The sequence below is a fragment of the Shewanella sp. SP2S2-4 genome (assembly GCF_031932025.1).
GTDB classification, from domain to species: Bacteria; Pseudomonadota; Gammaproteobacteria; order Enterobacterales; family Shewanellaceae; genus Shewanella; species Shewanella baltica.
Window position 1 is genome coordinate 36,473 of sequence record NZ_JAUOER010000009.1, and the last position, 14,000, is coordinate 50,472.

Below are 14,000 nucleotides of genomic sequence, written 5' to 3' on the forward strand. Positions count from 1 at the left end.
AGCTATTTTAACCCCTAATGGACTAAGCCAAAAATAACGAACGCGGGGTAAAGTACTTTAAAACCCGCCGAGACGAAGCGCCGAAGGCATTCTGAAACTCACATGTTGCGCTAACTTGGGTATAGAGGCCTAAACCGCTCTGTCTTGCGTCAATATGAGATCATCCTTCTAGGTTATTTCGTTACAGTACCTTCATTTCAGCGACAGAGTTGCATTCGCGGTGAGCTTCACTGTAGATTAATTGCTCTAAGCCGCACTTGGTTCATCTCAGTGTTGATAACAAATCCAATTACGCCTAATGCAGTCACTCAGTGACAAGGACCCAATAATGACCAGCCCAATCCAAGCCGAAGCTTTGAGAAGAGTCGCAGCAGTATTTGATCAACATGTTCCTTTCCATAATCTACTCGGACTCGATATCAAGCGTTATGACATTGATGGCGTCGAAGTAGTGATCAACATGAAGCCTGAGCTGATTGGCAATATCCACCAGCAAATCCTCCACGGCGGTGTGACAGCAACGGTACTCGATGTGGTTGGCGGACTAACTGCCTTTGCAGGACTGGTCGCCAGTCGTGATGATTGGGCAGTCGAAGAGCTGCAGCAACGCCTGCAAACCCTAGGCACTATCGATATGCGCGTCGATTATCTACGGCCGGGACGCGGCCTCACCTTTACCGGGACGGGCAGCGTGATCCGTGCGGGCAATAGGGTGTCTGTGTGTCGCATGGAATTACATAATGAGCAAGGTACACATATTGCTTTTGGGACAGGTACTTATATGGTGGGCTAGTCGTTTCACCGTAGATAACTCATTTACCGTCTTAAAGATCAAAGCCAGTAAACATCTTGATTAGCAAGATGTTTACTGGCTTTGATCGGCCACTCAATCTCTTATCGAGATATTCTGTAACCAAAAGAACACGGCGATGCCCTTGAGTCAGCGGTCAGACACACCTACAATCGCCACCTTGTTGTTCTTCGAAGATGTCTCATGCCAGATCTTGAATACCGCAAAGGGATCCTACTTGCCGTCAGTGCTTACTGTATGTGGGGTTTTGCGCCTTTATATTTCAAATTACTCAACCATGTTTCCGCCACCGAAATTTTGCTCCATCGAGTGATTTGGTCATTCGTGTTTATGCTGATCATTATGCAGTTTATCGGCGGTTTTTCTCGCTTACGCTTACTGTTTAAACAGCCTAAACAGTTGATGGTTCTCACCATTACTTCCATATTGATCGCGGGAAACTGGCTACTATTTATCTGGGCGGTAAATAACGATCACATGCTCGATGCCAGCCTAGGTTACTTCATCAATCCTTTACTCAACGTCTTACTCGGTATGTTATTTCTAGGCGAAAGATTGCGTAAACTGCAATGGTTTGCGGTTTCACTCGCCAGCGCTGGCGTATTGATCCAGTTAATCTCTTTTGGCTCTATTCCCATTGTCTCACTGGCACTCGCGGGCACCTTTGGTTTCTATGCGCTACTGCGGAAAAAGGTCAATGTAGATGCCAAAGCTGGTTTATTGGTCGAAACCGCGGTGCTATTACCGGTTGCATTGATCTACCTAGTCGCCACTCTGGATAGCGCCACGGCGAGCATGCTAACTAACGATTGGCAATTGAATCTGATGTTAATGGCGGCTGGGATAGTGACCACGATTCCTTTACTCTGTTTTGCAGGAGCCGCGGTACGGATTCCATTGTCTATGCTTGGATTTTTCCAATATATCGGCCCAAGTATTATGTTCATCCTCGCGGTGAGTCTGTTTAATGAGCCCTTCGATGCAGAAAAAGGCGTGACCTTCGGTTTTATCTGGAGTGCCCTGTTAGTCTTTACCTTAGACATGGCCTATAAACGCAAAGCGGCGTGATTATTATCACGCCGATACACAGTTACAGAAGTGATGATGACTTCTGTAACTGTGCTAAAAATTCACTCCCTTGCGGTACTGTCAGTAATAAACTGTAGCCTTTAGTCGTTGGCACTAACACTAACTGCGATTTATCTGTTATCGCCAAAAATGCCCTGCCTTTCCCTTGTAGATTAAACCAACCCAATTGAAATCCTGGCATGCCTATACCGTTGGTTTTAAAGCTCGGAGTCAATTCTGCTTCTTGTTGCAAATCGACTATGCGTGCCTCGGCGGGCAATAAATCCACGCGGGATAACTGCACTTTATAGAAGGGAACATCCACTGTGAGCTCTGTATCGGTTAACACTAATTCGGCGCTATTCGATTGATAGAAGACCCAAGAAAATCCGCCCATCATCACCAGCAATATACCTACACTCGCCGATTTCGCTATCTTAGGCATATTTTTTAGCCATAACATCAGCAAGATACCCGCTAAACCGAGCAATAAGACGATAAAGCTAAAGATAGAGGTTTGGGTTAAAGGGGCGAGTTCAAAAAATTGAGGACTCATTGGCAGTATCTCCCGTGCAGTGAAGTCTTAATCTGCCAATAAAGACATATTATGTCAATAAAAATGCCAGCGCTAATATGAGTACTAGGCTGGCATTGATTGGATTAATTTAGAACGGCTTAAAGATCGAGCGCGAGAATTTTTGAGCGGCGTTGATAGTTATACAACTGCTTTTTCTTCTGTGGCAGTGCTTCAACATCTTCAATCACAAAACCATGCTCGAGGAACCAGTGAATGCTCCGAGTTGTCAGCGCAAACAAGCGTGAATAGCCGCGGTTTCTGGCCTGATTGATTATGTTCTTTAGCAGCAAACTGCCTCTGTCGGCATCGCGATAATCGGGGTGCACCACCAAACAGGCAAACTCACCCGCATTGTCCTCTTCAAAAGGATAGAGTGCGGCGCAACCAATCACTAAACCATCGCGTTCAATCAACATGAACTGTTCGATTTCGATCTCGAGCTGCTCACGGCTACGACGCACCAGAATACCTTGTTCCTCCAATGGACGGATAAGGTTCAGTACACCGCCAATATCAGCGATCGACGCACAGCGTAAACGCTCGGCACTCTCAGTCACGATTTGCGTGCCTATCCCTTCGCGAGAAAACAGTTCCTGCAACAAAGCGCCATCTTCGAGGTAGCTGACTAAGTGACAACGCGGTACGCCATTACGGCAAGCATCGATACTGGCTTTCAAAAAAGCCATAGTGCCTACGCAGGCAGAACCTTGCTCGGCCAGCTTGTTCATGATGTTTTGCGCATCGTTTGGCATCAATTCGGCAATCACGTCGCCATTGCGATCGAGAATACCGTTCTGTGAGCTAAAACCGATCATCTTGTCGGCTTTGAGCTTGATCGCCACTTGGGTCGCGATTTCCTCGGCGGTTAAATTAAAGCTTTCACCGGTCACAGAAGCCGCTATCGGCCCCATCAACACTATGCAGTGATTATCTAACTGACGTTTTAAGCCTTGGACATCGATACGACGCACTCTGCCGCTTAAGCAAAAATCGATGCCATTATCCACGCCTAATGGCTGGGCAATCACAAAGTTGCCGCTCACTAAGTTAATTTGCGCACCTTGCATCGGCGTATTGCTTAAGCTCATGGATAAACGCGCTGTGATATCAAATTGCAGTGCACCCGCAACTTGCTTGATCACTTTAAGCGAGTCTTCATCCGTAATACGCACGCCTTCGTGGTAGGCAGGTTCGATACCGTTGACTGCTAATGCAGCATCAATCTGCGGCCTAGCGCCATACACCAACACCACTTTAATCCCTAAACTGTGCAGCAGGGCGACATCATTTAAGATGGCGCGGAAGTGATTCTGAGCCAAAGCTTCACCACCCAGCATGACCACAAAAGTTTTACCTCTGTGAGCATTAACATAGGGGGCAGAGTGACGAAATCCATCAACCAGTTCAGTGGTACGCACGCGTTATTTACACCTCATTTTTGAGCTGGCAGCGTCACTATGACATGCCAGGAATGAATCGCTAACTTTCGCGTATGGTATTGCATTTTAATTCACATATAAAGAATTTATTCTCACTAAAGTGCAGTTTTAATGATTTAAAGTGCTTAGAACTGCACTATTTTATATTTTCAGCAAGTGTTCACATTTTTTTAGCTTCACAGGGGATGATTCAGCGGCTTAAGTTTGCGAGGCAATTATCTCAACTTGATGACTAACTACTAAAAAAAGCGCAAAAAAAAGCCCCTTAAATAAGGGGCTTTTCTCGAAACACTAACCAAGGATTACTTGATTTTTGCTTCTTTGTAGATAACGTGCTGACGAATAACTGGATCAAATTTTTTGATTTCCATTTTTTCAGGCATGTTACGCTTGTTTTTTTCAGTTGTGTAGAAGTGACCAGTTTTAGCTGTAGAAACTAATTTGATCTTCTCACGATTACCTTTAGCTTTAGCCATGATCTATTATACCTTCTCGCCACGAGCACGAAGTTCAGCAACAACAACTTCGATACCTTTTTTGTCGATCAGACGAATACCTTTAGTAGATACACGTAACTGTACGAAACGCTTTTCTTCTTCTAACCAAAAACGGTGGTTTTGTAGGTTAGGTAAAAAACGACGACGGGTCGCGTTTTTTGCGTGCGAACGGTTGTTACCAACCATCGGCTTCTTGCCAGTAACTTGGCATACTCTTGACATGTCAATCTTCTCCAAAAACAATTTTAACGCTCGAGCATTAATGTGCCTCGTATGGCCGTCGCCCGAGGCACAAAGAGGGCGCATTTTATACACGATCACAGAGTGAAGATCAAGTGTTAGATTAATTAATCCAGCCTCGTTCTGCAAAAGAAACTATCTCTCGATCACCTACAACCATATGGTCCAACAAGGATACGTCTATGGTTGCTAACGCATTTTTTAATCGCTCAGTTATTCGTCGGTCAGCCTGACTGGGCTCGGCAATACCAGACGGATGATTATGACAAACTATAACTGCTGCGGCCTTTTTCTCCAGCACTAAGCTCACCACTTCACGTGGGTACACTGAGGCTGAGTCTATTGTACCGCGGAATAATTCGACAAATTGAATCACTCTATGCTGGCTATCCAGCAGTAAAACTGCGAACACTTCATAGGAGCGATCGGCCAATTGTCGCATTAAATAGTCCCGAGTTAAATCGGGATTTGTTAAAACTTGACCTCTTTGCAGATTTTCCTGCGCTACACGCCGCGCTAATTCGGCCGCAGCTTGAAGCTGGGCGTATTTTACAGGTCCTACGCCCGGAAGTCGACATACCTGATTTCGAGGAGCACAAAGCAGGTTTCTGAGGCCGCCAAACTCGCTAATAAGCGACCTTGCAAGGTCAACCGCGTTTAATCCCGCCAAACCGTTCCGCAGTAATACCGCCAATAACTCCGCATCCGACAGTTGCCCCGCCCCTTTTTGTAACAGTTTATCTCTCGGACCTTCCCCCTCAGGCCAATCTTTAATGCCCATGCGACCTCCCTGTCATCTCACATATTTTCACTTTACTGAGTATGGACGAGATTTTTTGAACTGGGAGAGTCACTAAAATTCACCGCTTTGTGATATTGTTGGCGGCATTATTTCTATCTCGGATGATGTCTGTGAGTCTGACAAATAAAAACGTCCTGCTGGGCATTGGCGGCGGTATTGCGGCCTATAAAAGTGCTGATTTAGTCCGTCGCTTAAAAGAGCGTGGCTTTGATGTGCGCGTGGTGATGAGCCAAAGTGCGATGGAATTTATCACGCCTTTGACGCTGCAAGCGTTATCTGGACATCCCGTTGCCTCAAGCCTACTCGATCCTGCGGCAGAAGCAGCCATGGGCCACATAGAACTCGCTCGTTGGGCAGATCTCGTCATCATTGCCCCTGCAACTGCAAACCTATTGGCGCGGATTAATGCCGGTATGGCCGATGAGCTGATCACCACCACGTGTCTTGCCACAGAGGCGCCCATTGCCCTGTGTCCAGCAATGAATCAGCAGATGTACCGTAATCTAGCGACGCAGGCGAATTTAACCAGCCTGGCATCCCGCGGCTTTACACTTTGGGGACCCGCCAGTGGCAGTCAAGCCTGTGGTGAAGTCGGCCCGGGTCGTATGTTAGAGCCATTAGACATAGCGGAACTGGCTACACAATTTTTTGCCACGCATGACGCCGTTGAATTTAAGCCACTCGCAGGACAGTCGGTGCTGATCACCGCAGGGCCAACCCGTGAGGCGATTGATCCCGTCAGATACATTTCGAATCACAGTTCTGGAAAAATGGGCTTTGCCTTAGCCAAAGCCGCAGCAGATATGGGCGCAACGGTCACCTTAGTCTCTGGCCCAGTGAGTCTAAGCACCCCAGAAGGCGTGACCCGCATTGATGTTGAATCGGCGCAGAATATGCTCGACGCAGTGATGGATAACGTTGATAAAAAAGATATTTTTATTGGTTGCGCTGCCGTTGCTGACTATCGCATTAGCGACATCGCCACCTGTAAGATCAAAAAATCGGCAGAAGAAATGCAACTTGCGCTGGTGAGGAATCCTGATATCTTAGCCACGGTTGCGAGCTTACCTAACCGTCCTTTTGTGGTGGGATTCGCCGCAGAAACCCATGATGTAGAAGCCTACGCCCGCGATAAACTCAAACGTAAAAACTTGAATATGATCGCCGCAAACGACGTTTCCGTTGCAGGTATTGGCTTTAATGCCGATGCCAATGCCCTGCGAGTGTTCTGGCCGCAAGGTAGCCAAGATTTGCCCGCCACTGACAAACTCACGCTGGCACGGCAATTACTTTCGTTGATAGTGAAAGAAAAAACAAATACATGAAAACACCGATTGAATTAAAAATTCTCGACTCCCGTATCGGCTCAGAATTTCCTTTACCTGCCTACGCCACACCGGGCAGTGCAGGCATGGATCTTCGTGCCATGATCGACACGACTTTGACCATAGCACCGGGTGAAACCGTGCTTATTCCAACGGGGATTGCCGTTCATGTTGCCGATCCCGGGCTGGCTGCTGTGATTTTACCGCGCTCAGGTCTTGGCCATAAACACGGTATCGTACTGGGGAATCTGGTCGGACTCATAGATTCTGATTACCAAGGCCCTCTAATGGTATCTTGCTGGAATCGTAGCAACAGTCCTTTTGCCTTAGAAATTGGCGATCGTCTCGCGCAACTGGTGTTTGTTCCTGTAGTACAAGCACAATTCAAACTCGTTGATGAGTTCGACAGCTCAGATCGTGGTGAAGGCGGATTTGGCCATTCAGGCACTAAATAATCCCCTAAGTCGTTATTGAGCCAAGGATACTGCAATGGCTGTAAGCCCAAAAATTAATCGTCGTGAACATATTTTGCAATGCCTAGCGCAAATGCTAGAAACCAACCCAGGACAAAGGATCACCACAGCGAAACTGGCCTCAGAAGTCGGTGTATCGGAAGCCGCCCTGTACCGTCACTTCCCGAGTAAAGCACGGATGTTCGAAGGCTTAATCGAATTTATCGAAGAGTCGTTATTGTCGCGCATCAATTTAATCATGGATGACGAAAAAGACACCATGAAACGCTGCCAACTGGTGCTGCAACTGTTACTGATTTTTGCCGAGCGTAACCCGGGGATTTCCCGCGTCCTCAATGGTGATGCTCTGCTCGGAGAAAACGAACGCCTGCGCAGCCGCATTAGTAATTTATTTGCCAAGATTGAAACCCAGTTGAAGCAAATCCTACGGGAAAAAACCCTGCGGGAAGGCAAAGGCTTCAACTTAGACGAAGCCATATTAGCCAATTTACTGTTAGCCTTTGCCGAAGGGCGAATCGCTCAATTTGTTCGAAGTGAATTCAAACTCAAACCTACTACACACTTCGATGAACAGTGGCGTTTTATCCAGCACCAACTTCTACAAAGCTAATGATTTTTCAGCATAAAGGACGGTAACTATCGTCCTTTATTTCCGATATTCCTTCCTTGTTTCACTCCATCTTTTGTTTTATCCTCGAAAAACATTTTCAGAACAAAAAACACAATGATTTTACAAGGATGTCAGATGAAACCCTTCCGATTAGCCACTTTGGTTACGCTTTGCTTGCCTATGCTGCCCCTAAACACTTTTGCGGCCGATACCACTGCAAGCAATACTTTGTTGCTAGCACAACAGTTCAGCAAAGGTGATGAGTACTCAGATGTAAAAATATCTCCTACTGGCAAATATTTAAGCGCTATCACAAGTGTCGAGGGTAAAAACGTTCTCTTAGTCTTAGATACCCAAACCAAAAAACTCCTCAATGCGATACGTTTCCCTAGTAATGCTCAAGTCGGCGACTATGAATGGGCCAATAGTGAGCGACTAGTACTGGCAAAAGAATACCTAAAAGGCTGGCAAGACACACCTATCTACTACGGTGAATTGATGGCGGTGAATGCCGATGGTTCACGAAAAGCGTATCTCTTCGGCTTCGAGAGTGGCGAGCAACAAACAGGTTCAAATATCAAGAAAAACACCCCTATGCGGGCGAGCGCGTTTATCCTCGATCCTCTGCCAGAGGATGAACGCTACATGTTAGTCAATGCTATTCCATGGAATGATAGGATCAATCTTGACTTTGAACTATCACAAGATGTCTATCGCGTAGACTTGTTCAATGGCACACGTAAACGCATCACAGGCTCACCTATCGGCCGAGCCCGTTTTATGACAGACCATCAAGGTGAAGTCCGCTTCGTTGCCGGTGAGGACAATAAAAACATGACTAAAGTGTTCTACCGCAAAGACGGTAACTGGGTAAATACCGATAAACTCAATCTAGGTCTTGCTGATTTCAAACCACTCTCCTTTGCCGATGACAAAAATACGATTTATGCCGCCGGTCGCTCCCAAGGTGAAACCTTAGGGGTTTATAAAATTAATCTCGAAACGGGCGATAAAACTGAAATCATTCAGGATGAAAACGTTGACCCTAGCAACTTTTGGATTAACGGCACCAATAAACAACTTTACGCAGTTGAGTTTGAAAATGGCTACCCAAGTTATGCCTTCGTCGATACTGAGGATTCGCATGCTAAATTGCTAAAAGATCTACTTGGTGCTCTACCTGGCCATCAAGTACGAATTGTTAGCGAAACCCGTGATGCAGAAAAACTCGTTGTACTTGCATTTAATGATCGTAATCCTGGTGAATACTACATATTTGATACGAAAAAACTGAAACTTGAATACTTAGCCGCCGCAAAGAAATGGCTCGACCCAGAACAAATGGCTGAGGTAAAGCCCATCAGTTTCACCAGTCGTGATGGTAAACAACTCCATGGATATCTAACTCTACCCTTTGGTAAAGAAGCTAAAAATCTGCCCTTAGTCGTCAATCCACACGGTGGTCCACACGGTATTCGTGACTGGTGGGGCTTTGACCCGCAAAACCAATATCTAGCGAGCCAAGGTATAGCCGTTCTTCAGGTCAACTTCCGTGGCTCGGGTGGATATGGCGATCAATTTGAGCGCGCTGGTTATCAAAAATGGGGTTCAGAAATTCAATACGATATCATCGACGGCACCCAATATGTCATTGATCAAGGTTTCGCCGATAAGGAACGCATCTGTATTGTTGGCGGCAGTTTTGGTGGTTACAGCGCCTTACAAAGCGCCGTACTTGCTCCTGATATGTTTAAATGCGCCATAGGTGTAGCTGGCGTATATGATCTTGAACTGATGTTTGATGAAGGCGATGTTGCCAGTAGGCGCTCAGGCACTAGCTATCTCAAGGATGTGCTTGGCCAAGATAAAGCGGTACTAAAAGCAATGTCTCCTTCTGAAAACGTCGATAAACTCAAAGCAAACATACTATTGGTGCATGGTGGTGAAGATGAGCGAGCGCCAATTGAGCAACTCGAATCCCTCGAGAAGGGCCTAAAAGCTCACAATTATCCTTACCAAAAACTGGTAATGGACAATGAAGGGCACGGTTTTTATAACGATGAGCATAGAGCGAAATATTATGAACAAATGCTCAGCTTCCTAAAAACTAATCTAAAACTTTAGGATTGACTCAAACTTGCCGTCACTGCCAGTCTAAACTCGATTGGCAGTGGCTGATTTAAAGCCGATATCCGATAAGGACTATCGGCTTTTTCATGTGGCCCATGAGTGTTTTTCGGTATGAATTATCTGCAATTCGCGCTATCCTCCTCCCCCTATTCTTGCCCTAGCGAGAATAACAATAATTTGTATCTGATGCTGAACAGCCCAAGTACCACTCGATGCTCAGCATAGGTTTTCTGTTATAGCCGCTACGACGTAGTGGAGGATAAGATGGCATTAAGTGAAGCAGCAGTAAAAGTACAAGCCGCGTTATTAGAACGTGGACTTGAAACCCCAATGCTCCCAAGCGTTTACAGCAGTGAAGAACGTAAAGACAAGATTGAACATCATATGAAAGAAATCCTGACATTAATGTCATTGGATCTGTCAGACGATAGCCTTGCCGATACGCCGCGCCGCATTGCTAAAATGTACGTCGATGAAATCTTCTCCGGCTTAGATTATGCGAACTTCCCTAAGATCACGGTTATCGACAATAAGATGGGCTTCGATGAAATGGTGCGAGTGCAAGACATTAGCCTCACCAGCACCTGCGAACACCATTTAGTGACGATCGATGGTACTGCGACCATAGCTTATCTACCACGCAAAAAAATCATTGGTTTATCAAAGATTAATCGCATCGTGCGTTTCTTTGCCCAGCGACCACAGGTGCAAGAACGTTTGACTCAACAAGTGTTAGTCGCGCTGCAAACCTTGCTCGAAACCAAAGATGTTGCCGTTAAAATGGATGCCGTGCATTACTGTGTAAAATCCCGTGGCGTGATGGACTCCACCAGTTCGACCACTACCACAGCGCTGGGCGGTATTTTCAAATCCAACCCCGCAACCCGCGCCGAGTTTTTGCACCAGTCTAAATAAATGTATTGAAACTTAACGCTATTTAAAATGTGTCGAAATCAATAGCAATCAATACAGCTCAATAAAAAACGCTGCGATTCCTTCTATAGAATCGCAGCGTTTTTTGTTTTCATACCCACTCAATCAAACCTTTCTCAACCTAGCTAAGATCAATGCTGGCTGATTAACTGATTTCACTTAAATGCCGTATTGCTCGCGGTACTGGCTCACGGCGGCAAGTTGCACTTCCATTCCAGGCTTTTCAGACAGATAACTAATGAGGTCGGCAAGTTTAATGATCGCAACAATGCCGCAGCCAAAATCACGCTCAACCTCTTGAATAGCCGATAACTCGCCCTTGCCTTTCTCTTGTCTATCTAAGGCGATCAACACACCGGCTAATTGTGCCTTATGGGCCTCGATGATTTCCATCGACTCACGAATCGCAGTACCAGCAGTAATCACATCATCCACCAACATAACGCGGCCTTTCAGCTCGCTACCGACTAAGCTGCCACCTTCGCCGTGATCTTTTTTCTCTTTGCGGTTAAAGCAGTAAGGGATATCGATATCGTGGTGTTCACACAGGGCAACCGCCGTAGTGGTCGCAATTGGAATGCCTTTGTAAGCTGGGCCAAACAGCAAATCGTAATCAATGCCTGAATCCACTAACGCAGCGGCATAGAAACGGCCTAAACGCGCCAAGTCACGGCCAGTATTGAACAAACCCGCATTGAAGAAATAAGGACTGATACGACCCGATTTAAGGGTAAATTCGCCAAATCGCAACACCTGACGTTCTAAGGCAAATTCAATAAACTCACGTTGATAGGCTTTCACAATATCTCCTTACGGCTTTGTCTTTTATTGGTTTTTATTAGGTAATGTTTTATTAGGCAACATTTAATTCGGTACAGGGCTTGTCTAACACTAGCATCTTGCTGCAGATAAAAAGTTGCAGCTAATAAAAAGCCCCGCACTCTGTAACATGACGGGGCTTTTTCATCACCACACTATTAGTTCAGTGCGGCTTTCTGCACATCGACGATTTCACGAATACTGTTCTTCGCCAATGCCAACAGTTCAAGTAATTCTTCGTGGCTGAACGGCTCGCCTTCGGCGGTGCCTTGAATTTCGATGATCTTGCCCGTTTCCGTCATCACCACATTCATGTCAGTTTCAGCGGCGCTGTCTTCGATATATTCTAGATCGCTGATCGCTTCACCCTTGTAAATACCGACGCTGACAGCAGCGATAAGGAATTTCAGCGGGTTAGATTTAATGATGCCTTTACCACGCGCCCAGTTCAACGCATCCACTAAGGCCACACAGGCGCCAGTGATAGAGGCAGTGCGCGTGCCACCGTCAGCTTGGATCACATCACAGTCGATCACGATAGTGTTTTCGCCTAGGGCTTTCATATCCACACAAGCGCGCAGAGCACGACCGATAAGACGTTGAATTTCTTGCGTACGGCCAGATTGCTTACCGCGAGCGGCTTCACGATCCATACGGCTATGGGTCGAACGTGGCAACATGCCGTATTCAGCCGTCACCCAGCCTTGACCCTGACCTTTAAGGAAACGTGGCACACCTTCAGTAAAACTGGCGGTACAAAGCACTTTCGTTTCGCCAAATTCCACTAACACAGAACCTTCGGCATGGGCCGTAAACTGGCGAGTGATAGTGATGGGACGAGTTTGTGCTGGCGTTCTGTTACTTGGACGCATGCGAGATTCCTGTATTCTGAGTCATTGACCGATTTTGGCTGCATATTATAAGGGCTTGAGCCTTAGGATGCCATGCTTAGGGTGATTCTCTGGCAAACTCATCACACTCAAACGCCAAATCCGTGTCCTTATACCCAAACAACCTGAAGATGCAGAATTCAGCGGGAGTTTAACGCACTTTAGGCAAGGCCATTTATTGCTCCTGCATAAATGGCATTCACGCCATCCATGGCGATTGCGGTTATTTGCGGACCTAGTGGACTAAGTTAAAAATAACCAACGCAGCATAAAGTGCGTTACCCCGTGGTTAACATCAGCCGCCGGGACGGAGCGCCTAGGGCACTTCACTTCCGTGTTGCATCAATTCAAAAGGTAGCCGACATTCTGTCATTGCTGCGCCTTGAATTGAAGCACTCTAGGCGCTCTGAAACTCGTATCTTCAGGCAGCTTGGGTATATTTGCTGTATGCCTTTAATCCTAAAGCCATTGACTCTATAATCGCCTCTCATTATGACGATTAAACCATTAGGACAACCCATGATCCAAAGCATGACAGCCTACGCTCGCATCGAGCACAAAGCACAATGGGGCACAGCCTCCTGGGAAATTCGCTCAGTCAATCAACGTTATCTCGAAACTTACCTACGTTTACCCGAGCAATTCCGCAGTTTCGAACCCGTACTGCGCGACCGCCTACGTAAACGCTTAAGCCGCGGTAAAGTCGAAGTCAATCTGCGCTACGAACTGGCAGACAACAGCAACAACGAGCTGCAATTGAATCAAGCGCTGGCCAAACAGCTATTAGGCGCTGCCAATTGGCTCAAGCAAGAAGCGGGACAAGGCGATGTCAATCTTACCGACATCCTGCGCTGGCCGGGCGTGCTAGCAAGCGGTGAACAAGATATGGATGCCATCGGCGCCGATCTGATGACAGCCTTCGACTCAGCCATAGATCAATTCATCGAAGCCCGCGGCCGTGAAGGCGAAGCCATCAAAGACATGCTGCTAAGCCGCTTAGACGGAGTCAGCGAGCAAATCGCCGTCGTACGCGAGCACATGCCTACTGTGATGCTGTATCAACGCGAAAAGCTCACCAACCGCCTTGCAGAAATCAAAGGTGAACTCGACCCAGCCCGCATCGAGCAAGAAATGGTGCTACTGGCACAGAAACAAGATGTAGCCGAAGAAATGGATCGCCTCGAAGCCCATGTCGCCGAAGCTCGCCGCATCCTCAAAAAAGGCGGCAGCGAAGGTCGCCGTTTAGACTTTATGATGCAGGAATTTAACCGCGAATCGAACACGCTCGCCTCTAAATCCATCAGCACTGAGATCACCTCGGCCGCAGTGGAACTTAAAGTTCTCATCGAGCAAATGCGCGAGCAGATCCAAAACGTTGAGTAATGA

At 46.7% G+C, this 14,000-nt stretch carries 15 protein-coding genes; 8 read left to right on the forward strand and 7 right to left on the reverse strand.

Annotated elements, in window-relative coordinates; genetic code table 11:
* Positions 1 to 328 precede the first annotated feature (328 nt).
* A complete protein-coding gene (locus tag Q4Q54_RS09095) occupies positions 329 to 793 on the forward strand; it encodes a thioesterase family protein (RefSeq protein ID WP_107403397.1) in 465 nt (154 codons plus the stop codon).
* Positions 794 to 994: 201 nt separating this feature from the next.
* The gene (gene rarD / locus Q4Q54_RS09100; RefSeq protein WP_311988260.1) at positions 995 to 1,879 is read left to right on the forward strand and encodes an EamA family transporter RarD; all 885 of its coding nucleotides are present in this window, start codon (positions 995 to 997) and stop codon (positions 1,877 to 1,879) included.
* 22 nt (positions 1,880 to 1,901) lie between these two features.
* Here rarD and Q4Q54_RS09105 read toward each other — a convergent pair whose 3' ends face one another.
* From Q4Q54_RS09105 to radC, 5 genes are all read right to left on the reverse strand, one after another.
* Positions 1,902 to 2,435: a PH domain-containing protein gene (locus Q4Q54_RS09105; RefSeq protein WP_311988261.1), complete on the reverse strand. Its 534-nt coding sequence runs from the start codon at positions 2,433 to 2,435 to the stop codon at positions 1,902 to 1,904.
* A gap of 119 nt (positions 2,436 to 2,554) precedes the next feature.
* Positions 2,555 to 3,874, reverse strand: coding sequence for an amino-acid N-acetyltransferase (gene argA / locus Q4Q54_RS09110; protein WP_311988262.1), 1,320 nt, complete (start codon positions 3,872 to 3,874; stop codon positions 2,555 to 2,557).
* Between the two features lie 323 nt (positions 3,875 to 4,197).
* On the reverse strand, positions 4,198 to 4,371 hold the full coding sequence (gene rpmG, locus Q4Q54_RS09115) for a 50S ribosomal protein L33 (RefSeq protein WP_006079871.1): 174 nt from the start codon (positions 4,369 to 4,371) through the stop codon (positions 4,198 to 4,200).
* 6 nt (positions 4,372 to 4,377) lie between these two features.
* Positions 4,378 to 4,614, reverse strand: a complete 237-nt coding sequence (rpmB, locus tag Q4Q54_RS09120; protein WP_006079870.1) for a 50S ribosomal protein L28 — start codon at positions 4,612 to 4,614, stop codon at positions 4,378 to 4,380.
* A gap of 121 nt (positions 4,615 to 4,735) precedes the next feature.
* On the reverse strand, positions 4,736 to 5,413 hold the full coding sequence (radC, locus tag Q4Q54_RS09125) for a RadC family protein (protein ID WP_006079869.1): 678 nt from the start codon (positions 5,411 to 5,413) through the stop codon (positions 4,736 to 4,738).
* Positions 5,414 to 5,535: 122 nt separating this feature from the next.
* On the opposite strand from radC, the gene coaBC reads away from it, so the two are divergent.
* The 5 genes from coaBC (at position 5,536) to folE (ending at position 10,887) form a co-directional block, all read left to right on the forward strand.
* Positions 5,536 to 6,759 (forward strand): bifunctional phosphopantothenoylcysteine decarboxylase/phosphopantothenate--cysteine ligase CoaBC, encoded by a 1,224-nt coding sequence (gene coaBC / locus Q4Q54_RS09130; RefSeq protein WP_311988332.1) that lies wholly within the window; start codon positions 5,536 to 5,538, stop codon positions 6,757 to 6,759.
* Entirely contained in the window at positions 6,756 to 7,214 is a 459-nt protein-coding gene (gene dut, locus Q4Q54_RS09135; protein ID WP_311988263.1) for a dUTP diphosphatase, read from the forward strand. Before coaBC ends, dut begins: the two co-directional genes overlap by 4 nt.
* A 34-nt stretch (positions 7,215 to 7,248) precedes the next feature.
* Complete coding sequence (gene slmA / locus Q4Q54_RS09140) at positions 7,249 to 7,842, forward strand: nucleoid occlusion factor SlmA (protein ID WP_006079866.1); 594 nt, start codon at positions 7,249 to 7,251, stop codon at positions 7,840 to 7,842.
* 135 nt (positions 7,843 to 7,977) lie between these two features.
* Positions 7,978 to 9,966: a S9 family peptidase gene (locus Q4Q54_RS09145; RefSeq protein ID WP_311988264.1), complete on the forward strand. Its 1,989-nt coding sequence runs from the start codon at positions 7,978 to 7,980 to the stop codon at positions 9,964 to 9,966.
* Positions 9,967 to 10,236: 270 nt separating this feature from the next.
* A complete protein-coding gene (gene folE, locus Q4Q54_RS09150) occupies positions 10,237 to 10,887 on the forward strand; it encodes a GTP cyclohydrolase I FolE (RefSeq protein ID WP_006079864.1) in 651 nt (216 codons plus the stop codon).
* Positions 10,888 to 11,064: 177 nt separating this feature from the next.
* Here folE and pyrE read toward each other — a convergent pair whose 3' ends face one another.
* Positions 11,065 to 11,706 carry an orotate phosphoribosyltransferase gene (gene pyrE, locus Q4Q54_RS09155; RefSeq protein WP_006079863.1) on the reverse strand — a complete coding sequence of 214 codons (642 nt, stop codon included), beginning with the start codon at positions 11,704 to 11,706 and terminating at the stop codon, positions 11,065 to 11,067.
* A 176-nt stretch (positions 11,707 to 11,882) separates the two neighbouring features.
* On the reverse strand, positions 11,883 to 12,596 hold the full coding sequence (rph, locus tag Q4Q54_RS09160) for a ribonuclease PH (protein WP_006079862.1): 714 nt from the start codon (positions 12,594 to 12,596) through the stop codon (positions 11,883 to 11,885).
* Between the two features lie 537 nt (positions 12,597 to 13,133).
* On the opposite strand from rph, the gene Q4Q54_RS09165 reads away from it, so the two are divergent.
* The gene (locus tag Q4Q54_RS09165) at positions 13,134 to 13,997 is read left to right on the forward strand and encodes a YicC/YloC family endoribonuclease (protein WP_006079861.1); all 864 of its coding nucleotides are present in this window, start codon (positions 13,134 to 13,136) and stop codon (positions 13,995 to 13,997) included.
* Positions 13,998 to 14,000: the final 3 nt, after the last annotated feature.